This is a genomic window from Microbacterium sp. SORGH_AS_1204, from assembly GCF_030818935.1.
Taxonomy (GTDB): Bacteria; Actinomycetota; Actinomycetes; order Actinomycetales; family Microbacteriaceae; genus Microbacterium.
Genome location: NZ_JAUTBD010000001.1, coordinates 441,960 through 462,528, shown reverse-complemented (window position 1 = coordinate 462,528; position 20,569 = coordinate 441,960). Strand labels below are relative to the sequence as shown.

The following is a 20,569-nucleotide window of genomic DNA, read 5'->3' as shown; positions in this document are numbered from 1 at the left end:
CTTCCCCCTGATCGGGGCGTCAGCCCCACCACCCGAATACCCGGAGCGTCCTGCCCCGGTCTTCACAACCCACCCTCACCGGAGCGCCCCGCCCCGGCATCCACAACAACGAAGTAGAGGAACCCGATGACATTCATGCGCAAGGGCACCGCCGTGCGGCGGACCGTCTTCGCCGTCGCCGCCGCCGCCCTGTCGGTCGGCGCGCTGACCGCGTGCTCCGGCGGCAACACCGGCGGCGGCGCCGCCGCCGGCGGCTCGGCCGACGACATCGAGAAGGCCCTCGAGGCCGGTGGCGAGATCACGTACTGGTCGTGGACCCCCTCGGCCGAGGCCCAGGTCGCCGCGTTCCAGGAGAAGTATCCGAACGTGAAGGTCAACCTGGTCAACGCCGGCACGAACACCGAGGAGTACACCAAGCTCCAGAACGCCATCAAGGCGGGGTCCGGCGCCCCCGACGTCGTGCAGATCGAGTACTACGCCTTCCCGCAGTTCGCGCTGTCGGACTCGCTGCTCGACCTGTCGTCGTACGGCTTCGGCGACCTCGAGAGCGCCTACGCCCCGGGCCCGTGGGGCGCGGTCGACTTCGACGGCAAGATCTACGGCCTGCCGCAGGACTCCGGCCCCATGGCCCTGTTCTACAACAAGAGCGTCTTCGACCAGTACGGCATCGCCGTGCCCACCACCTGGGACGAGTACTACGCCGCCGCACAGAAGCTGCATGCCGCCGACCCGACCAAGTACATCACCGCCGACACCGGCGACTCCGGCTTCACCACCAGCATGATCTGGCAGGCCGGCGGCACTCCGTTCACCGCCGATGGCACCAACGTCACCATCGACCTGCAGGACGCGGGCTCGAAGAAGTTCGCCGAGAACTGGAACCGTCTCATCGAGGGCGACCTGCTCTCGAGCACTCCCAGCTGGAGCGACGAGTGGTTCAAGGGCCTCGGTGACGGCTCGATCGCCTCGCTCGTCATCGGCGCCTGGATGCCCGGCGTGCTCGAGAGCTCGGTCGAAGACGGTGCGGGCAAGTGGGCCGTGGCCCCCATCCCCACCTACGACGGCAAGCCCGCGACGGCGGAGAACGGCGGCGGCGGCCAGGCCGTGACCAAGCAGAGCAAGAACCCCGCGCTCGCGGCCGGCTTCCTCAAGTGGCTGAACAACGACGAGGAGAGCCTGCAGATCTTCGCCGAGTCGGGCGGCTTCCCCTCCACCACCGCCCAGCTGAGCGACCCCGCCTTCGTCGACAAGGAGTCGGAGTACTTCGGCGGCCAGCAGATCAACCAGGTGCTGACGCAGGCGTCGAGCGACGTCGTCGAGGGCTTCAGCTACCTGCCCTTCCAGGTCTACGCCAACAGCATCTACGGCGACACCGTGGGCCAGGCGTACTCCACCAAGGGCGACCTGAACGAGGGCCTGAAGGCCTGGCAGGAGCAGCTGGTCACGTACGGCAACGACCAGGGCTTCTCGGTCAACAAGTAAGCAGTTCCCGGGGCGGGTCGCGTGCACCGCATGCGACCCGCCCCACCCGTTTCCCCGCCAGGAGAGCAATGACCACCCCCACCCGCATCACCGTCGACCGCGAAGCCGTCGGTGCCGAGGTGCCGCGTCGCCTGTTCGGCTCGTTCGTCGAGCACATGGGCCGCTGCGTGTACGACGGCATCCATTCCCCCGGTCACCCGAGCGCCGACGCCGCCGGTTTCCGCGCCGACGTGCTCGAGCTCGTTCGCGACCTGGGTGCGACGGTGGTGCGCTATCCCGGCGGCAACTTCGTCTCGGGCTACCGCTGGGAAGACGGCGTGGGCCCCCGCGAGGAGCGGCCGGTGCGCCTGGATGCCGCGTGGCACAGCACCGAGACCAACCAGGTGGGGCTGCACGAATTCGCCGACTGGGCGGATGCCGCGGGCTTCGAGGTCATGGAGGCGGTCAACCTCGGCACGCGCGGTGTCGCCGAGGCCGCCGACCTGCTCGAATACGCCAACCACCCCGGCGGCACGGCGCTCAGCGACCGCCGCCGGGCGAACGGCCGCGACGAGCCGTTCGGCATCCGGCTGTGGTGCCTCGGCAACGAGATGGACGGTCCGTGGCAGATCGGCCACAAGACCGCCGATGAGTACGGGCGCCTCGCCGCGGAGACCGCGCGCATGATGCGCTTCATCGACCCGGACGTCGAGCTCGTCGCCGCGGGCAGCTCGAACCATGAGATGCCCACCTTCGGCGAGTGGGAGCGCACGGTGCTGCGCCACACCGCCGGTCTGATCGACCACATCTCGGTGCACGCCTACTACGAGGAAGATCCCGCAGACCCCGCCAGCTTCCTGGCCAGCGGCACCGCCCTCGACCGCTACATCGCCGACGTCGTCGACATCATCGACGAGGTCGGTGCGACGACTCCCGACGGCGGAACGGTCGGCATCAGCGTCGACGAGTGGAACGTCTGGAACCAGACCCGGTGGAACGAGGTCGACAAGCCGCGCGTCTTCACCGGCGACTGGCCCGTCGCCCCGCGCCTGATCGAAGACGATTACACCGTCACCGACGCCGTGGTCGTCGGATCGCTCCTCATCACCCTCATCCGCCGCTCCGACCGTGTGTCGATGGCCAACCTCGCCCAGCTGGTGAACGTCATCGCCCCCATCCGCACCGAGCCCGGCGGCGGACCGGCGTGGCGACAGAGCACGTTCCACCCCTTCGCTCTCACCGCGAAGGCGGCATCCGGGCGCGTGGTCCTCCCCCACGTGGAGGGCGCGCGCATCGACACCGCCCGCCACGGCGCGGTGGACGCGGTCGACACGGTCGCCACCGTTGACGGGGACGCCGTGTCGGTGTTCCTCGCGCACCGCGAGCTCGAGGCCGAGACGAGCGTCGAGCTGGACCTCGGCAGCGTCACCGACGTCGAGGCCGTGGTCGTCACCGTCCCCGAGGGCGGCGACCGCCACACCACCAACTCCGCCGACGGCGAGCCCGTCGCGCCCGTACCGCTGGCGGTCGAGACCGGCTCAGACGGCATCCTGCGATTCACCCTCCCCGCCCTCGCCTGGGTGCGCCTCACCGCGCGCCTCACCGACTGACCCGAGAGACACCGTGACGACCTTCACCATCGGCGAGACCGACTTCCTGCTCGACGGGCGACCCCACCAGGTCATCTCGGGCACGCTGCACTACTTCCGCATCCACCCCGAGCACTGGGCCGATCGCATCCGCACGGCCAAGGCGATGGGCCTGAACACCATCGAGACCTACGTCGCGTGGAACGCCCACGAGCCGGTGAGAGGCGAATGGGATGCCACGGGCTGGAACGACCTCGGCCGCTTCCTCGACCTGATCGCCGCCGAGGGTCTGCACGCGATCGTGCGCCCCGGCCCGTACATCTGCGCGGAGTGGCACAACGGCGGCCTGCCGGTGTGGCTGACCTCGACGCCGGGGATCGGCATCCGTCGTTCCGAGCCGCAGTTCGTCGAGGCCGTGTCGGAATACCTGCGGCGCGTGTACGAGATCGTGGCCCCGCGGCAGATCGACCGCGGCGGCAACGTCGTGCTCGTGCAGATCGAGAACGAATACGGCGCCTACGGCTCCGACAAGGACTACCTCCGCGAGCTCGTGCGGGTGACCAAGGACGCCGGCATCACCGTGCCGCTGACCACCGTCGACCAACCCATGCCGTGGATGCTCGAGGCGGGGAGCCTGCCCGAGCTGCACCTCACCGGCTCGTTCGGCTCGCGGTCGGAGGAGCGCCTGGCGACCCTGCGCGAGCACCAGCCCACGGGCCCGCTGATGTGCAGCGAGTTCTGGGACGGGTGGTTCGACTGGTGGGGCAGCATCCACCACACCACCGACCCCGCCGCCTCCGCCCACGACCTCGACGTGCTGCTGGCGGCCGGGGCGTCGGTCAACATCTACATGGTGCACGGCGGCACCAACTTCGGCACCACCAACGGCGCGAACGACAAGGGCCGCTACGACCCCATCGTCACGTCCTACGACTACGACGCCCCGATCGACGAGTCGGGACACCCCACCGCGAAGTTCCACGCGTTCCGCGAGGTGATCGCCAAGTACGCGCCCGTGCCGTCGGAGGTGCCCGGGTCGCGGCCCGAGGCCCCCGAATTCGACATCGCCCTCACGGGCGAGGGCGACTGGATGCCGGCATCCGCCGCCTCCGACCCCACCGACGCCCCGGCGACGTTCGAGGACCTCGGGCACCTCGGCGCGCTCGTGCGCTACGACGTCGACCTGCCCGCTTTCCGCGGTCCGGCCGCTCTGGTCTTCGAGGAGGTGCGTGACATCGCGTGGGTGCACATCGACGGCACCCCGGTGGGGCGCCTGTCGCGGGCTCTGCACGAGCGGGCGCTGACGATCCCCTCCGGCGCGCGGCTCACCGTGCTCGTCGAAGACCAGGGCCGCGTCAACTACGCCGACCGGCTCGGCGAGGCCAAGGGGCTGATCGGCTCCGTGACCCTCAACGGTGAGCCGCTGACCGGGTGGACGGCGACGCCGGTCGACCTGGCATCCGCCGTCGGCACGGGCGAGAACGCCGTCGGCCGCGCGCTGCTACGGGGCGGGTTCGACCTGGACGCGCCCATCGACCTCTTCCTCGACACCACCGGCTGGGGCAAGGGCTTCGCCTTCGTCAACGGGTTCTTCCTCGGCCGGTACTGGAACAACGTGCCCCAGAACACGCTCTACGTTCCCGCGCCCGCGACGCGGGCCGGTGCGAACGAGATCGTGGTGCTGGAGCTCGAGCACGCCGTCGACCCGATCGCCCGCTTCGTCCCCGCCCCCTCTCTGGGTCAGCTCGAGGAGTAAGTCCCCCGCTCAAGGCGCGTGAGGGGTCAAGAATTGTCGCTCCGGCACCCGTCGCGGCGACAATTCTTGACCCCTCACGCGAAGGGGCGCAGGACGGTTCCTCGTCAGCGGGGGACGCTGCTCGCGCGGAGGATCAGCGGGGCGGGTACCGTCTCGACCACGGCAGCACCCCCCTCGATGGCGGCGATGAGCAGCTCCACCGCCCGGGCGCCGAGGACGTCGAAGTCCTGGCGCATCGTCGTGAGCGGGGGGCGGAACTCGGCGGCATCCACGATGTCGTCGAACCCGACCACGGCGACGTCGTCGGGGATGCGCCGACCGGCGTCGGCGAAGGCGCGGAGGGCGCCGAGCGCCATCTGATCGTTGGCGACGAAGACGGCGGTGGCCTCTGACAGGTGCACCGCGGTCGCGTGTCCGGATGCCGACGTCCAGTCGCCCCGGACGGGCTCGGGTGCCGAGACGCCGGCGTCGGCGAGCGCCTCCCGCCAGCCGCGCTCGCGCTCCGCTGCAGCGAAGGAGCCGGCCGGGCCGGCCAGGTGGTGCACCGTGGCGTGGCCGAGCGCGAGGAGATGCTCGGTGGCGGCGCGGGCGCCGCCGGCGTGGTCGGTCTGCACGATCGAGAAGCGCTGATCGGGCGGGGAGTCGACCACTACGACGTGCAGGTCGGCGGGCGGCTCGACATCGCGCGCGAGCTCGGTGGCTTCGTTGAGCACGACGGCGCCGTCGACGCCCTGCGAGCGCAGGCGCGCGAAGGCCTCGCGGATGCCGCGCTCCCCCACCGTCACCACCGCGAGCGCGTAGTCGCGCGCGGCGGCCGCTTCGGAGACCGCCTGCAGCATGCGCGAGTTGCCGACGGAGGCGAGGGTCGACACGACGAGGCCGATCGTGGAGGTCTGGCCGGTGCGCAAGGCACGCGCCGCGCGGTGCATGCGGTAGCCGAGGTCGGCCATCGCCTTCTCGACGCGGGCGCGTGTGGCGGGGTCGACCCGCGGACTGCCGTTGGCCACGCGCGACACCGTCTGCGCCGACACCCCGGCCCGCTCGGCCACGTGAGCCATGGATACGCGCATCACCCCTCCTCATGTTGACGATATCACGGGCGCCCGCTAGCGTGTTATCGTGAACACGGACAGCCTCACCGCCGAACCCCTGGGAGCCGGTGTCGTCAAGCGGCCCACGCGCCTCGCCGACGGCCGCGAGCTCATCTACTTCGACGATCCGCACACGACGCTCGGCGCCGAGCGCTCGGTCGACGCCCGCACCCTCGACCCGCGTCCGACGACCGCGACGATGCGGCAAGACGTGCTGACCGGCGACTGGATCACCGTGGCATCCAATCGCCAGAACCGCGCGTTCCTGCCGCCCGCGCACCTCGACCCACTGTCGCCGCAGACGCCGACCAATCCGTCGGAGATCCCCTCGCTGTACGACGTCGCCGTCTTCGAGAACAAGTCGCCGTCGTTCGGCCCTGGCCTCGATGACGCGACCGCCGATGCCCCCGCCGCCGTCGACCCGCCGCGAAGCGACGACGACCTCGAGCACCTCGGCCTCGGTCGCACCCGCACCTCGGTCGGACGCTGCGAAGTCGTGTGCTTCTCGCCGCAGCACGAGGGCTCGTTCGGATCGCTCACGCGCACCCGCGCGCGCACCGTCATCGAGGCGTGGGCCGACCGCACGGCGGCCCTGTCGGCTCTGCCCGGCATCCGTCAGGTGTTCCCGTTCGAGAACCGCGGGCAGGAGATCGGCGTCACCCTTCCCCACCCGCACGGGCAGATCTACGCGTACCCCTACGTCACCCCGCGTACGCACCGCCTGCTCGACACGATCTCGCGCACCTCGAACGACCTGTTCGCTCGCATTCTCGACTTCGAGTCGGCCGGCGAGCGCGTCGTGCTGCGCGGCGAGCACTGGACCGCGTTCGTGCCGTTCGCCGCCCGCTGGCCCATCGAGGTGCATGTGCTCCCCCACCGTCACGTCGCCGACCTCGCCGAGACCACCGACGCCGAGCGCGACGAGCTCGCCCCGTTCTACCTGCGGCTTCTCCGCGGCATCGACGCGCTGTACGACACCCCCACGCCCTACATCGCGGCGTGGCACCAGGCCCCGGTCGACCGCGCTCGGGAGGCCGTGCGCCTCAACCTGCAGATCACCTCGCCACGACGCGCCGCCGACAAGCTGAAGTACCTCGCCGGAAGCGAGGCCGCCATGGGCGCCTGGATCGGCGACGTGACCCCCGAGTCGCAGGCCGAGCGCCTGCGCGCCGCCCTCGACACCGTTCCGGAGGTGACGGCATGACCGCCGTCGACGACGCCCGCGCCCTTCTCGCCGCTCCCGCGATCGGGGTGTGGTCGGCCCCCGGCCGCGCCAACCTCATCGGCGAGCACACCGACTACAACGAGGGCTTCGTGTTCCCCTTCGCGATCGCGCAGCGCACCGCCGCCGCCGTCGCGCTGCGCGACGACGACGTCATCCGCGTGCGCTCGACGTTCTCCCCCGACGCGGTCGAGGTGCCGCTCGGCGAGCTCGATGCGCGCATCGCCGCCGGCGGCCTCGACTGGGCGGGGTACCCGCTCGGAGTCGCCTGGGCTCTCCTCCGGGAGGCTCCGGATGCCACTCCTCGCGGCGTCGACATCGCCCTGGCGTCGGAGGTCCCGGTGGGGGCAGGGCTGTCGTCGTCCGCCGCGATCGAGGGTGCCGTGGCATCCGCCCTCAACGACGTGTGGGACGCCGGCCTCGACAGGGTCGCCCTGGCCCGCGTGGGCCGGATCGCCGAGAACGACGCCGTAGGCGCACCGACCGGGATCATGGACCAGATGGCGTCGATGCTGGGCGTCGCGGACGCTGTGACCTTCCTCGACTGCCGCACGCTCGAGACCCGCGCGGTGCCGCTCGGCTTCGCCGACGCGGAGCTGTCGATCCTCGTCACCGACACGCTTGTCGAGCACGCGCACTCGACTGGTGGGTATCGCGAGCGGCGCGAGGCGTGCGAGCGGGGGGCCGCCGCCTTCGGCGTGTCGTCGCTGCGCGACCTCACGGTCGATGACCTGGCCCGCGCCGAGGAAATCCTGGATGACGTGACCTTCCGCCGGGTTCGCCACGTGGTCACCGAGAACCAGCGCGTGCTCGACACGGCGGCCGCCCTCGACGCCGACGGCCCCTCCGCGATCGGCGAGCTGCTCGTCGCCTCGCACGCGTCGATGCGCGACGACTTCGAGATCTCGGTTCCCGAGCTCGACCTGGCCGTCGAGACGACGCTGGCGTCGGGTGCGCTGGGCGCGCGGATGACCGGCGGCGGCTTCGGCGGGGCGGCGATCGCGCTCATTCCGACCGGCCTCATTCCGGCCGCGACCGAAGCCGTTCTGGCCGCATTCGCGGCATCCGGGTTCCGCACTCCGAACATCTTCACGGTGACCCCGTCGGAGGGTGCGCGCCGCGACGCGTGACGTTGTGGCCTTCGCCGGGCGGGTGCGACGCCGACGACGCGCCCGGCGACGCCGGACCTCACGAGAGGGTGCGGGCAGGACGGCGCACTCGACGCCACCCGGTACGACCCGACCGCGGCGCGGCGATACGGACATCAGACCCATCCCGAAACCGAGCGTGGCGCCGCCCGTCTGAGCGGTGGACCCTCCCTGCTCCACGAAGGCGTCAGGGCGCGCTCCGCCGCCGCAGGTCAGAGGTGCGGGATGACCTCGCGCTCGAAGAGCGAGATGCCCGAGGTGTCATAGGCCGCTTCGGGGAAGTAGTGGATCGCGTAGCCGAGCCCGTGGTCGGCGCGCTCGCGCAGGCGCTCGACGATCTGCTCCGGGGTGCCGAAGCCGACGGAGGAGCGGTAGTCGGCCTCGATGGCATCCGCCCGGTCGTCGCCCACGTGCGGGCGCAGTCGGGCCACGACCGCGGCCAGACGCTCGTCGGCCTCGGCCTCGGTCGCCGCGACGATCGTGTTGAAGTTCGTGGAGCGCGTGATCTCGCCGAAGTCGCGGCCGAGGGCGTCGCAATGCCCTCGCAGCACCTCCGACTTGTGGTCGAACTCCTCGACCGAGCCGCCGAAGTTGGTGTACGACGCGTACTTCGCCGCGATCTTCAGCGTGACCTTCTCGCCGCCGCCGGCGATCCACAGCGGGATGCCGCCGGGCTGCAGCGGCTTCGGCTGCACGATCGCGCCGTCGACCTCGTAGTACTTCCCCGACAGGGTCGCCTCACCGGTGGTCCAGGCCTGGTGCATGATCTCGACGCCCTCTCTCAGGCGACCGAGACGCTCGGCGATGGGCGGGAAGCCGTAGCCGTAGGCCTTCCACTCGTGCTCGTACCAGCCGCCGCCGATCCCCATCTCGGCCCGTCCGCCCGAGATCGCGTCGACGGTGGCGGCGACCTTGGCGAGATAGGCGGGGTTGCGGTACCCCATGCAGGTGCACATCTGCCCGAGGCGCACGCGGTCGGTCGCCGCGGCGAAGGCGGCCATGAGGGTCCACGCCTCGTGCGTCGCCTCGGCGCTGGGCACGGGGGTGGTGTGGAAGTGGTCATAGACCCACAGCGATGCCCAGGGGCCGTCGTCGGCGCTCTGCGCGAGGGCGTTCATGACGCGCCAGTGCTCGGAGGGGTCGATGCCGACGAGGTCGAAGCGCCAGCCCTGGGGGACGAAGATTCCGAATTCCATGCGCTCACCCTAGGCGCGGTGACCGACATCGGGGCCGGATGGGCTGGAAGCAGTCGGTGCAGGGCGCGATGCGCGGGCGGACGCCCGTAGCCGTTCGGCGAAGCGCTACCCCTTGAAGAGGGAGCCCTGTTCGGGTGGGTGTGGATCGTGCCACACCCACCCGAGGGTACGCTCAGCAGCCCCCCGTGCTCAGCACGGTGACCTGACCGTAATTGCTCATCGCCATGAGCTTCACACCCGTCATCGACGTCGCCGCCCACGACGACTCCCACGCCGCGCCATCAGCATCCGACGCCCGCACACACCCATACGCCCGACCATCGCTACCCAGCACGAACGCCTGATACCGGCCGTCATCCAACTTCTTCGCATCCAGGGCCTTCACCGACACCCCCGACGGCAACGCGGGAAGCGCAACACCACCCGCCGTCATCACCGACGCCCCATCCGACAAGACCGTCACTTGGCCCCAGTTGCTCATCGCCATGAGCTTCACACCCGTCATCGACGTCGCCGCCCACGACGACTCCCACGCCGCGCCATCAGCATCCGACGCCCGCACACACCCATACGCCCGACCATCGCTACCCAGCACGAACGCCTGATACCGGCCGTCATCCAACTTCTTCGCATCCAGGGCCTTCACCGACACCCCCGACGGCAACGCGGGAAGCGCAACACCACCCGCCGTCATCACCGACGCCCCATCCGACAAGACCGTCACTTGGCCCCAGTTGCTCATCGCCATGAGCTTCACACCCGTCATCGACGTCGCCGTCCACGACGACTCCCACACAGTCGTGTTGACCGCGTCACGAGTGCACGCATACGCCCGGCCATCGCTACCCAGCACGAACGCCTGATACCGGCCGTCATCCAACTTCTTCGCATCCAGGGCCTTCACCGACACCCCCGACGGCAACGCGGGAAGCGCAACACCACCCGCCGTCATCACCGACGCCCCATCCGACAAGACCGTCACTTGGCCCCAGTTGCTCATCGCCATGAGCTTCACACCCGTCATCGACGTCGCCGCCCACGACGACTCCCACGCCGCGCCATCAGCATCCGACGCCCGCACACACCCATACGCCCGACCATCGCTACCCAGCACGAACGCCTGATACCGACCGTCATCCAACTTCTTCGCCGCGATCTGGTTCGCCGCGACGCCGGTGGCCAGGGCCGGCAACGCGACAGTCGAGTCGGCTCCCGCAGACATGAGCGTTACACCACTGGGCAATGCGGGAAGCGCAACACCACCCGCCGTCATCACCGACGCCCCATCCGACAAGACCGTCACTTGGCCCCAGTTGCTCATCGCCATGAGCTTCACACCCGTCATCGACGTCGCCGCCCACGACGACTCCCACGCCGCGCCATCAGCATCCGACGCCCGCACACACCCATACGCCCGACCATCGCTACCCAGCACGAACGCCTGATACCGGCCGTCATCCAACTTCTTCGCATCCAGGGCCTTCACCGACACCCCCGACGGCAACGCGGGAAGCGCAACACCACCCGCCGTCATCACCGACGCCCCATCCGACAAGACCGTCACTTGGCCCCAGTTGCTCATCGCCATGAGCTTCACACCCGTCATCGACGTCGCCGCCCACGACGACTCCCACGCCGCGCCATCAGCATCCGACGCCCGCACACACCCATACGCCCGACCATCGCTACCCAGCACGAACGCCTGATACCGGCCGTCATCCAACTTCTTCGCATCCAGGGCCTTCACCGACACCCCCGACGGCAACGCGGGAAGCGCAACACCACCCGCCGTCATCACCGACGCCCCATCCGACAAGACCGTCACTTGGCCCCAGTTGCTCATCGCCATGAGCTTCACACCCGTCATCGACGTCGCCGCCCACGACGACTCCCACGCCGCGCCATCAGCATCCGACGCCCGCACACACCCATACGCCCGACCATCGCTACCCAGCACGAACGCCTGATACCGGCCGTCATCCAACTTCTTCGCATCCAGGGCCTTCACCGACACCCCCGACGGCAACGCGGGAAGCGCAACACCACCCGCCGTCATCACCGACGCCCCATCCGACAAGACCGTCACTTGGCCCCAGTTGCTCATCGCCATGAGCTTCACACCCGTCATCGACGTCGCCGCCCACGACGACTCCCACGCCGCGCCATCAGCATCCGACGCCCGCACACACCCATACGCCCGACCATCGCTACCCAGCACGAACGCCTGATACCGACCGTCATCCAACTTCTTCGCCGCAAGCGGCACCGAGCCGAGTCCCGTCGCGGTGAACGCGGCCGCATAGACCGCCGAGGATGCAGCCGTCGTCGACACGGCAGCTGTCGCCTGCGCCGTTGAGGACGTGGCCGTGATCGTCGACGAGACAGCCGATGCCGGAACGGTGATCGAGGGCAGCGCCAGGGATCCGGACGAGTCCGTCGTTCCCGTGAAGGAGGTACCTCCGCCCGCGAAGGTGTATCCGTCTGAGAGCAGGGCGGTCACCGATGCACCCGCGGCTGCCGCGCCGTTGGTCGCCGCCGAGATCACCACGCCCGTGATAGGCGCGCAGGCAGTGCTGGAGTAGCTCGCTTGCGAGAACGAGAGGACGAGCCCGGACGCCGCGAACGCGGGGGTCGCTTGCGTCACCAGGACAGCAGGGATCGTCCATGCGGCACCCGTCAGAATGGTGCGGCGCCCGATCCCTCCACCCGTGGAGGCATCGGAGTCGAGGGTGATGCGGTCTGCTTCTGTGTGGTCAGTCATGGAGGTCCTCTCTCAGGCTTGGCGCCCGGCGTCGATCCCGCCGGATCCGCGGCGTACCGAGTGTGACTGCCTCGCGACTCATCAGAGGGCCTCAACCTCTCGCTGTTCAAATATCGGCGACAACCGGTTCACATTGTGGAGACCGGGGATGAATTCCGCCCACTCGCCGGGCGAAGGTTCGGTACCCAGGCTCTGTGCGACAGAGGATTTGCCAACGATGGGAGAGGTCATCGGAACGTTGGGAACGTTGTGCGTCGTAGGGAGGATCGATGTCGGAGCGACTCGCCGCACCAAACAATTTCTCCACCATGACCCGCGGGCTGACCCTGCGCGGGGATCTCGCGAGCCGCTGGTTCGGTCTCCGCGGGTGGGAGACGCAACCACTCGACGAAAACCTCGGGATGCGCATCCACGTCGATGAGTTCCGGACACCGTCTCTGACCGTTCGCCGTATTTGGCACACGCCCGCCGCTTTAGAACCCGTGGCGCGCGATGCTGATATTCCCGTGATCGTGCTCCAGGCAGCCGGGGAGCTGTTGATCGTCTCCGAGCAGGAAACGCGACAGTCGTCGGCGGAAGCTGCAAAGAAGGCGGGGTCGACGGCCGCACGGCTGGCATCTGGCGGTTCGGCCATCTTCCGGCCGGCGGGTGTCCGTCTGAGCGCAGACCGGCCCACGGCGCGCATCGAGGTTCACGCCCGTCTTCACGGCCCCTCGCAATGGGCGCTGGACGGTGCGGTGCATTCCACGAACGTGGCAGTCGGAGGTTGGCACTTCCTCTCAAGCGCCGTCAATACTCTGCTCAGCAACGACATCAATGTGGAGGTGTCCTCATTCCCCCTGCTCCAGTCGGCCCTGGAGTTCCTTGCCTCGGCAGTGATGTCTGAGCTGAGGCCCGAGACGACCCCTGGGAATGTCGCGACTGCGGCAACACGCCTCCGGTCTCGCGCCGACCGGGTCATGTTCGACCGCGCTCACGATCCCGAGTTCACCGTGGGAGCGCTGCCTGAAATGCTCGGGGTCTCGCACAGTTACCTCGCGCGTGCGTACAACGCGGCAGGCACCACGGCGCACCGTCGTCTCGGTGAACTGAGGGCGCGCCACGCGGTCGAGCTGTTCCGGGTCGGCGCTGACGACCCCAAGACGATTGCCGCGCGTTCGGGGTTCTCGTCGGAACGCGCGATGATGCGCGCCCTGCGCGCGGCGCCTCTCGTGGACAGCGTTCTCGAGAACGACTGAAGCGCCGCACGTATCAGCGAACTCCCCGACACCACCCACGGTTCGACGAACGCGCCTCTCAAGACGACGGCGATACCAGCGGCCACCCGCTCATCAGCGCGAAAGGAACCGCCCGCCCGACTGGCCCCCACCCTCAGCCCGCGAACGGCTCCAGGCGCTTGCGCATCACCGCGACGGCATCCGCGTTGTCGTCGATCAGCACGCTGTGCCGGCCGAGGGGCGCGGCGACGGCGCCGAGCGTGCCGCTGCCCGCGAACATGTCGAGCACGCGATCACCGGGGCGGCTGGAGGCCTGCACCATGCGCCGCAGCACGCCCTCGGGCTTCTGCGTCGGGTAGCCCGTCTTCTCCCGACCCGTGGTCGGCACGATGGTGTGCCACCACACGTCGGTCGGCATCTTCCCGCGGGCGGCCTTCTCGGCGGTCACGAGACCCGGGGCCATGTAGGGCTCGCGGTCGACGGCATCCGAGTCGAAGAAGTACCGGGCGGGGTTCTTCACGTAGACGAGGATCGTCTCGTGCTTCGTGGGCCAGCGGCGCTTGGTCTTCGCGCCGTAGTCGTACGCCCAGATGAGCTCGTTCAGGAACTTGTCGCGGCCGAACAGGGCGTCGCACATGACCTTGGCGTAGTGCACCTCGCGGTAGTCGAGGTGGAGGTACAGCGTGCCGTCGTCGGCGAGCAGACGCCATGCTTCGATCAGCCGCGGCTCGAGGAAGCCCCAATAGTCGTCGAACCGGTCGTCGTACGTGCGCAGGTCGCCGCGCAGGCGTGCATACTCGCGTCCGTGGAAGCCGCGCTGCACCACGGGAGGCGGGGGCGGCTCCTCCTCGGGGAACGTCAGCATGTTCGGATCGTCGATGGATGCCGCGACCTCCGGCTCGGCGGCATCCGGGGTCTCACCCTCCTCGACCGGGGGCGTCCACGTCGCCGACTCGACGGCCTTCGAACGGGTGCGGCCGGTGTTGAACGGCGGATCGAGGTAGACGAGGGCGAACGACCCGTCGGCGAAGGCCGGGGTGACGACGAGATTGTCGGCGTGGTGGATCTCGACGCGGCCGGGGGCGGGGGCGTCGGGGAGGACCTCGACGCTCACGGGACGCGCTGCAGCCACGCGTCGGTGGCGAACTTCGACGCCACGAGGGCTTCGGCCTCGGCGTACTCCTCGTCGGAGATGTGCCCCTCGGTCGCGCCGTACAGGGTGGTGAAGGTCGAGATGAAGCGGTCGATGACCTGGTCGCGCGGGAGCCCCGTCTGGCTGCGCAGGGGGTCGACGCGCTTCGCGGCGGAGACCGTGCCCTTGTCGCTGAGCTTCTCGCGACCGATGCGCAGCACCTCGGTGAGCACCTGGCCGTCCATGTCGTAGCTGAGGGTCGCGTGGTGCAGCACCCCGCCGTTGGCGAGGCGTTTCTGCGCGGCCCCGCCGATCTTGCCGTGGGGACCGGCGATGTCGTTGAGCGGCTGGTACACCGCGTCGATGCCGAGCGAGCGCAGCGCCTGCAGCACCCAGTCGTCGAGGAAGGCGTAGGAGTCGGCGAAGGTCATGCCCGCGACGAGGGATGCCGGAACGTACAGCGAGTACGTCACGATCGAGTTCGCGGCCATGAGCATCGCTCCCCCGCCCGAGATGCGGCGGACGACGTCGAAGCCGTGCTTCGCCGCTCCCGCAGGGTCGACCTCGTTGCGCAGCGACTGGAACGATCCGATGACGACGGCGCTCTCGTTCCATTCCCACAGGCGCAGGGTGGGCTTGCGCAGCCCGGCGCCGACGCGGGTGGTGAGCACCTCGTCGAGGGCGAGGTTCATCCGTGGGGAGACCGGACGGTCGTGGACGACCTCCCACTCGAAGTCGGCCCAGCCGGGAGCGGTGACCAGGGCACGGCGGACGGCGGTCGCCACCGACTCGGGAGTGAACCCCAGCAGCTGCGCCCCCTCGGGGAGCGCCCCACGGATCGCGGCGGCGATCGTGGGCACGTCGGATTCGACCGGCAGGCCGTTCACGGCGGCGTCGATGTCGTCGAGGGCGTCGTCGGGCTCGAGGAAGAAGTCGCCCGCGAGGTGGAAGCCGTGGATGCGGCCCTCGCGCTCCTCGAGGTCGACGACGACCAGCTTGCCCCCCGGGACCTTGTACTCGCCGTGCATGCGTCCAGCCTACGGCGGGCAGCCTAGCGGGGTGGCCGTGTCGACGGGTGGCGCGGCGGGGCGATCGCCGGCGGAACCGGCACGGCCGGCACGATGGGACCGCGGGGCGCGCGCGGCAGAGCCGGCACGGCCGCCGCGACGGGACCGCGGGGCGCGCGCGGCGGAGCCGGCACGGCCGCCGCGGCGGAACCGCGGGGCGCCCGCGGCGCCGCGAGACGGCATCCGCCTGACGATCTTCGCGCGTAGGGCGCCGCCCAGACGTCAGCGCCGCAACGGCTCGGCCATGGTGACCGGCGCGGACGGCGCCGGCACCGAGGCGCGCCCGCGGCGGTGGCGACGCTCGATGGCCTGACCGGCATACGACGCGGCGACGATGAGGACGGCGCCCGCGAGGCCGGGCAGCCCGACCGCCTCGCCGCCGATCGCCACACCCACGGCGAGCGCCCAGACCGGCTCGGTTCCCATGAGGATGCTCGCCCGCGTCGCCGATGTGCGCCGCACCGCCCACAACTGCACGACGAAGGCGAAGACCGAGCACAGCAGTCCGAGGAACAGCAGATTCGCCCACCCGGATGCCGTGAGTCGACCCGCCGCCGCGGGCAGGTCGGCGCCGGCGACCGCCGACGACGTCACCGCGCACACGACGAGTTGCACCAGCACGACGGCGAGCGTGCTCTCCTGCCGCCCGCGGGTGAGGCGCGCACTGGCGGTGACGTGCACGGCGCGCACCGCCGCGGCGGCGATGACGAGGGCGTCGCCGACGGTCGGGGTGCGAAGCCCGCCGTCCGAGACGAGCAGGGCGACACCGACCACCGCCGCGACGGCGGCGACGAAATACGTCCGCGGCAGCCACGCCCGCGCGGCGATGCTCTCCAGCACCGGGGTGAAGACGAGGGCGAGACTGATCAACAGGCCCGCGTTGGTCGCCGTCGTGAGGTGCACCCCCGCGGTCTCGAGACCGATGACGGCCGCCTGCGAGCAGCCGAGCAGCGCCGCGATCGCGAGGCCCCGGCCGCGCGGCATCCGTTCGCGCCGGATGAGGCACACGATCCCGAGCGCCGCCGCGGCGATGACGAAACGCAGCGCCACGGCGGGGGCGACGCCCACCTCGCCGGTCAGTTCTTTCGCCGCGAGGAAGCTCGCGCCCCATACCGCGGCCACGGCGATGAGCAGCAGGTCGACGACGATCTCGGGGGTGCGACGAGCCATCTCCCTACCGTCTCTCCCGCGAGACGAAAGAACAATGACATCTTCCTTCGCCGTCCCGTAAGTTCAGACTTATGGATGCCGCCCACCTCCGCCTGCTGCGAGAACTCGGCGACCGCGGCAGCGTCGCCGCCGTCGCCGCGGCCCTGCACGTCTCGGCATCCGCGGTGTCGCAGCAGCTCGCGTCGCTACAGGCGCGCGTACCCGTGCCCCTCACCATGCGCCGTGGTCGCACCCTCGCCCTGACCCCGGCCGGTGAAGCATTGGCCGCGGCGGGGATGCGCGTCGACGAAGCACTCACCGCCGCGCGGGAGGCGGTGGGGGCGTTCCTCGAGAGCGACGATCGACCCGTGCGCGTGTCGGCGTTCCACAGTGCCGGACTCACGCTGTTCGGTCCGCTGTTGCGCGCCCTCGACGGCACCCCACCCCTGCACCTGACCGACGCCGACGTCGCCCACCGCGATTTTCCCGGGCTCACCGCCGATCACGACCTCGTCATCGCCCATCGCCTGGCGCACGATGCCCCGTGGCCTAGCGATCGCGTCGTCGCCACGCCGCTGCTCGAGGAGCCCCTCGACATCGCCCTCCCCGCGGCTCACCCCCTGGCATCCCGGTCCCGCGTGCATGCCGCCGACCTCGCCGACGCGTCGTGGGTGTCGGTGCACGAGGGCTTCCCCCTGGCCGGCGTGCTCGACCACCTCGCGGCCCGCGTCGGCAGGCCCCTGCGCATCGCGCACCGCATCAACGAGTTCTCGGTGACGGCGGAGGTGGTGCGAGCGGGCGGCGCGGTGGCCGTCATGCCGAGGACGACCACGACCTCGCTCGCCGCCGACGGCGTCGTGCTGCGTCCCCTGGCCGACGTCGACCTCGTGCGCCACGTCGACGTTCTCGCGCGACCGGACACCCTGGCGTACGCCGCGGTGCGCCGCGTGCTGCGGACGCTCCGCACGGTGGCGGCGGTGGAAGGCTGATCAGGCCCGCCGGGCGCGTCACCGGCAGGCGACCTGATACCCGTCGCGGTCGAAGACGGCGGCGTAGCCGACCCCCGGGAACAACCGCTGCCCGACGTCGATGACGCTGCCCCACTCGCCGGGCGTCCCCCCGGCGACGGTGTCAATGACGATGCAGTCGGGCTCGGGATTGGCGTTGCCGATCCAGTAGACGTCGTGATCGCTGACGAGGTAGTTCATGAGTCCGATGTCGCTGACCACGCTCGCTCCCGCGGGCACCGCGGCGATCGCCGCCTGGGCGCTCGACGCGCGCGGCGACGGCTCCCAGCTCTCAGCCGTGACGAGCGAGAACAGCGGCAGACCGGGCAGCAGCACGATCGCCGCCGTCACCGCGATGGCCGGTGCGTGGCGCACATAGGCCCGCATCCGCATCCAGCGCGATTCGCGACCCCGCTCGATGGCATCCAGAAGCGCGACGAGGACGATCGGGATGAGCACGGCGCTGTAGTGCCACGTCGGCGCCCAGTACCCGCTGTTCGTCGAGAGGAAGCGCCAGGCCAGTGTCGGCAGCAGCAGCAGCGCCAGCGGCGAGCGCAGCACGAGGACCGCGGACGAGGCGAGCAGGAGCGCGATGGTCTCGCCCTTGGCCGGATTGAAGAGGATCGCGGTGTCGGTCAGGACGCTCAGCGGATCGGCCTTGTCGGCGTAGGCCCACTCGCCGCCGGGGTTGAGCGCCGGCAGCACGATCATCGTCGCGATGACGAACCACACCACCCCCCACACCGCCAGGCCCGCGCCGAGGCTCACGCCCGAGAGGCGTCCGAGGCCCTGCAGCACCGCCCGTGCCGGCGCGGCGTCCCCGTGCGGCGGGTTCGCGTGCGCGCCGGAAGGGCTGCGCGGCGCGGTCGCGGCGACGACCTGCTCGGAATGCCCCGGGCGCTCCCGCCAGGCCAGCAGCGCGATGACGAGTCCGAGCATGACCACCGTCAGACCGAGGTCTTCTTTGACGAAGACGAGTGGCGCTCCCCACGATGTCGCCGCCGCCCAGCGGCGGTCGAGCACGGCGATCAGGCTGAGGGTGAGCAGGGGGACGGCCAACGCGATCTCATGGAACTGCGCGTCGGCGGCGTACTGCAGGCCCCACGCGAAGCCGAAAGCGAAGCCGAGCGCCACCCCGGCGACGGTCCCCAGGCGGGTCACCGCCGCGCGCGTGAAGACCGCGGCCGAGAACGCGAAGCAGGCGGCCTGGATGACGAGGAGCGTGAACGCCGACGGGAAGAGCGCATAGACGGGCGCGAGGATCGCCAGCAGCGGGTGGAAATGGTCGCCGAGCAGGTTGTATCCGTCGCCCTTGATGTCGACGATGGGCGGCTGCAGCGCCGCATAGTGCGCGAGCAACTGCGTGAAGATGCCGAGATCCCACGAGCGGGCGGTGAAGTGGGCCCACTGCTGCGCGGCGAACAGCACGTAGCCGATGAAGACGATCACGAAGACGGCGACGGGGCCGGCCCAGTCGCCGCGACGATTCCAGACGCCGGAGACGAACGTCGACGCCGTGACGGGAACGGTCGCCCGGCGGGGGGCCTCCGTCGGATCGCCGGCCGGGTCGCCGGGGGTGGCGGGCGCGGACGTCTGAGTCATGCGAACATCTTCGCCTACCGGCCACCCTCGGACGACTGCCCAGCGTCCGCGGGGGAGAACCGTGTCAGCGGGAGGAGGCGTCCGCGACCGGCGGTGCGGCGTGCGTCGGCGGACCGGTCGGCGCGGGCGCGATCGATTCGACCGCCTCCGCCGGCGGTGCGGCCGGCGCGACCACGCGAGCAGCGATCGACGGCGACGCCGCCGACACGGTCACCGGGGCGGCATCCGGAGCCGCCGTCGCGTCGGGCGGGGTCGCGGACGCCGTCGCGGACGGGGCGGCATCCGGCTCGGCGAGCAACGCTTCCCGGATGATGCGCCGGGGATCGTACTGCCGGGGATCGAGACGCTGCCAGTCGACGTCGGCCACTTCGGGTCCGAGCTCCTCGCGCATCCGCTCCTGCGCAGTGCGGGCCATGCGCCGCACCTGTTGGATGGTGCGGCGCAGCGACTCGGCCGCGGCGGGCAGACGTTCGGGTCCGATGATCATCACGGCGATGAGGCCGATGAGCAGCATCTTCTCGATCGTCAGACCGAAGGTCACGGGAGGGTTCTCCGCACCGACGCGGCGTCGTGCAGGCGCATCTGCCGGCTCAGCGAGACGACGGTGGATCGACGGCGACGGCGTCGACGCGCGCCTGCGTCGACGGCGTGGACGATGCCTGCGCGTCAGCGGCATCCTCGTCCTTCATCGCCTTGATCTCACCGCGGAACACGCGCGCCGACTTGCCGACGCTCTGGGCGAGGGCGGGGAGCTTGGCCGCACCGAAGAGCAGCAGGATCACCGCCAGCACGATCAGCAGGTGCCATCCGGTCAGTCCATGGAGCATGAGGCCTCCTCGGCCGTGCCGGCGTCTCTGCCGGCCATCGGGGATCGGCGCGGGGGACGCACCGTCGGCGATGCTAGCTCGCGACGAGGGCAGATCACAACCTTCGCGTCGCACGGACTTTTGTTGGTTACTGATTACGCAACTTTTGATTGACCTATGGAAAAACATCGGTCAGTATGACCAACGAGCGACGTCGCCGACCATGCGAACGACTCACCCCCCGAGGCTCGCCCGACACCCGCCCCTAGAGGCGATGATCGGCGACCCCTCATCCGAACTCGACGAAGAGCGGAGGAGCGTACCCGCGTGTGGCCGACAGCCACCGCACGATGAGCCCGGGCCGC

At 70.4% G+C, this 20,569-nt stretch carries 16 protein-coding genes; 7 read left to right on the top strand and 9 right to left on the bottom strand.

The features are described 5' to 3' along the window. Positions 1–126 precede the first annotated feature (126 nt). The 3 genes from QE410_RS02045 to QE410_RS02035 all read left to right on the top strand — a co-directional run bounded on the left by QE410_RS02045 (position 127) and on the right by QE410_RS02035 (position 4,806). Positions 127–1,482, top strand: coding sequence for a sugar ABC transporter substrate-binding protein (locus QE410_RS02045; RefSeq protein WP_307327230.1), 1,356 nt, complete (start codon positions 127–129; stop codon positions 1,480–1,482). Between the two features lie 68 nt (positions 1,483–1,550). Further along, a complete protein-coding gene (locus QE410_RS02040) occupies positions 1,551–3,071 on the top strand; it encodes an alpha-N-arabinofuranosidase (protein ID WP_307327228.1) in 1,521 nt (506 codons plus the stop codon). Between the two features lie 13 nt (positions 3,072–3,084). Then, complete coding sequence (locus QE410_RS02035) at positions 3,085–4,806, top strand: glycoside hydrolase family 35 protein (RefSeq protein ID WP_307327226.1); 1,722 nt, start codon at positions 3,085–3,087, stop codon at positions 4,804–4,806. 104 nt (positions 4,807–4,910) lie between these two features. On the opposite strand, the gene QE410_RS02030 is transcribed toward QE410_RS02035, so the two are convergent. Next, positions 4,911–5,876 carry a LacI family DNA-binding transcriptional regulator gene (locus tag QE410_RS02030; RefSeq protein WP_307327225.1) on the bottom strand — a complete coding sequence of 322 codons (966 nt, stop codon included), beginning with the start codon at positions 5,874–5,876 and terminating at the stop codon, positions 4,911–4,913. 49 nt (positions 5,877–5,925) lie between these two features. Between QE410_RS02030 and galT the strand changes: the two genes are divergently transcribed. After that, complete coding sequence (gene galT, locus QE410_RS02025) at positions 5,926–7,101, top strand: galactose-1-phosphate uridylyltransferase (RefSeq protein ID WP_307327223.1); 1,176 nt, start codon at positions 5,926–5,928, stop codon at positions 7,099–7,101. Then, positions 7,098–8,249 carry a galactokinase gene (gene galK, locus QE410_RS02020; protein ID WP_307327221.1) on the top strand — a complete coding sequence of 384 codons (1,152 nt, stop codon included), beginning with the start codon at positions 7,098–7,100 and terminating at the stop codon, positions 8,247–8,249. Before galT ends, galK begins: the two co-directional genes overlap by 4 nt. A gap of 230 nt (positions 8,250–8,479) precedes the next feature. Here the strand turns inward: galK and QE410_RS02015 are convergent, their stop codons facing one another. Beyond that, complete coding sequence (locus QE410_RS02015) at positions 8,480–9,463, bottom strand: LLM class F420-dependent oxidoreductase (RefSeq protein ID WP_307327219.1); 984 nt, start codon at positions 9,461–9,463, stop codon at positions 8,480–8,482. Positions 9,464–9,635: 172 nt separating this feature from the next. After that, complete coding sequence (locus tag QE410_RS02010; protein WP_307327217.1) at positions 9,636–12,224, bottom strand: hypothetical protein; 2,589 nt, start codon at positions 12,222–12,224, stop codon at positions 9,636–9,638. Positions 12,225–12,493: 269 nt separating this feature from the next. Here QE410_RS02010 and QE410_RS02005 point away from each other — a divergent pair, with 269 nt between their 5' ends. Then, a complete protein-coding gene (locus QE410_RS02005) occupies positions 12,494–13,462 on the top strand; it encodes a hypothetical protein (protein WP_307327214.1) in 969 nt (322 codons plus the stop codon). A gap of 133 nt (positions 13,463–13,595) precedes the next feature. Here QE410_RS02005 and QE410_RS02000 read toward each other — a convergent pair whose 3' ends face one another. The 3 genes from QE410_RS02000 to QE410_RS01990 all read right to left on the bottom strand — a co-directional run bounded on the left by QE410_RS02000 (position 13,596) and on the right by QE410_RS01990 (position 16,810). Further along, a complete protein-coding gene (locus QE410_RS02000; RefSeq protein ID WP_307327212.1) occupies positions 13,596–14,573 on the bottom strand; it encodes a site-specific DNA-methyltransferase in 978 nt (325 codons plus the stop codon). Then, positions 14,552–15,601, bottom strand: a complete 1,050-nt coding sequence (locus QE410_RS01995) for a biotin/lipoate A/B protein ligase family protein (protein ID WP_307327210.1) — start codon at positions 15,599–15,601, stop codon at positions 14,552–14,554. The genes QE410_RS02000 and QE410_RS01995 overlap by 22 nt, the downstream gene beginning before the upstream one ends. 261 nt (positions 15,602–15,862) lie before the next feature. Beyond that, the gene (locus QE410_RS01990; protein ID WP_307327209.1) at positions 15,863–16,810 is read right to left on the bottom strand and encodes a DMT family transporter; all 948 of its coding nucleotides are present in this window, start codon (positions 16,808–16,810) and stop codon (positions 15,863–15,865) included. Between the two features lie 71 nt (positions 16,811–16,881). Here QE410_RS01990 and QE410_RS01985 point away from each other — a divergent pair, with 71 nt between their 5' ends. Then, positions 16,882–17,778: a LysR family transcriptional regulator gene (locus QE410_RS01985; protein ID WP_307327206.1), complete on the top strand. Its 897-nt coding sequence runs from the start codon at positions 16,882–16,884 to the stop codon at positions 17,776–17,778. An 18-nt stretch (positions 17,779–17,796) separates the two neighbouring features. Here the strand turns inward: QE410_RS01985 and QE410_RS01980 are convergent, their stop codons facing one another. The 3 genes from QE410_RS01980 to tatA form a co-directional block, all read right to left on the bottom strand. Next, on the bottom strand, positions 17,797–19,398 hold the full coding sequence (locus QE410_RS01980) for a DUF2079 domain-containing protein (RefSeq protein WP_307327204.1): 1,602 nt from the start codon (positions 19,396–19,398) through the stop codon (positions 17,797–17,799). Between the two features lie 64 nt (positions 19,399–19,462). Further along, the gene (locus tag QE410_RS01975; protein WP_307327201.1) at positions 19,463–19,939 is read right to left on the bottom strand and encodes a twin-arginine translocase TatA/TatE family subunit; all 477 of its coding nucleotides are present in this window, start codon (positions 19,937–19,939) and stop codon (positions 19,463–19,465) included. A gap of 49 nt (positions 19,940–19,988) precedes the next feature. Then, positions 19,989–20,225: a Sec-independent protein translocase subunit TatA gene (gene tatA / locus QE410_RS01970; protein WP_307327199.1), complete on the bottom strand. Its 237-nt coding sequence runs from the start codon at positions 20,223–20,225 to the stop codon at positions 19,989–19,991. Positions 20,226–20,569 lie beyond the last annotated feature (344 nt).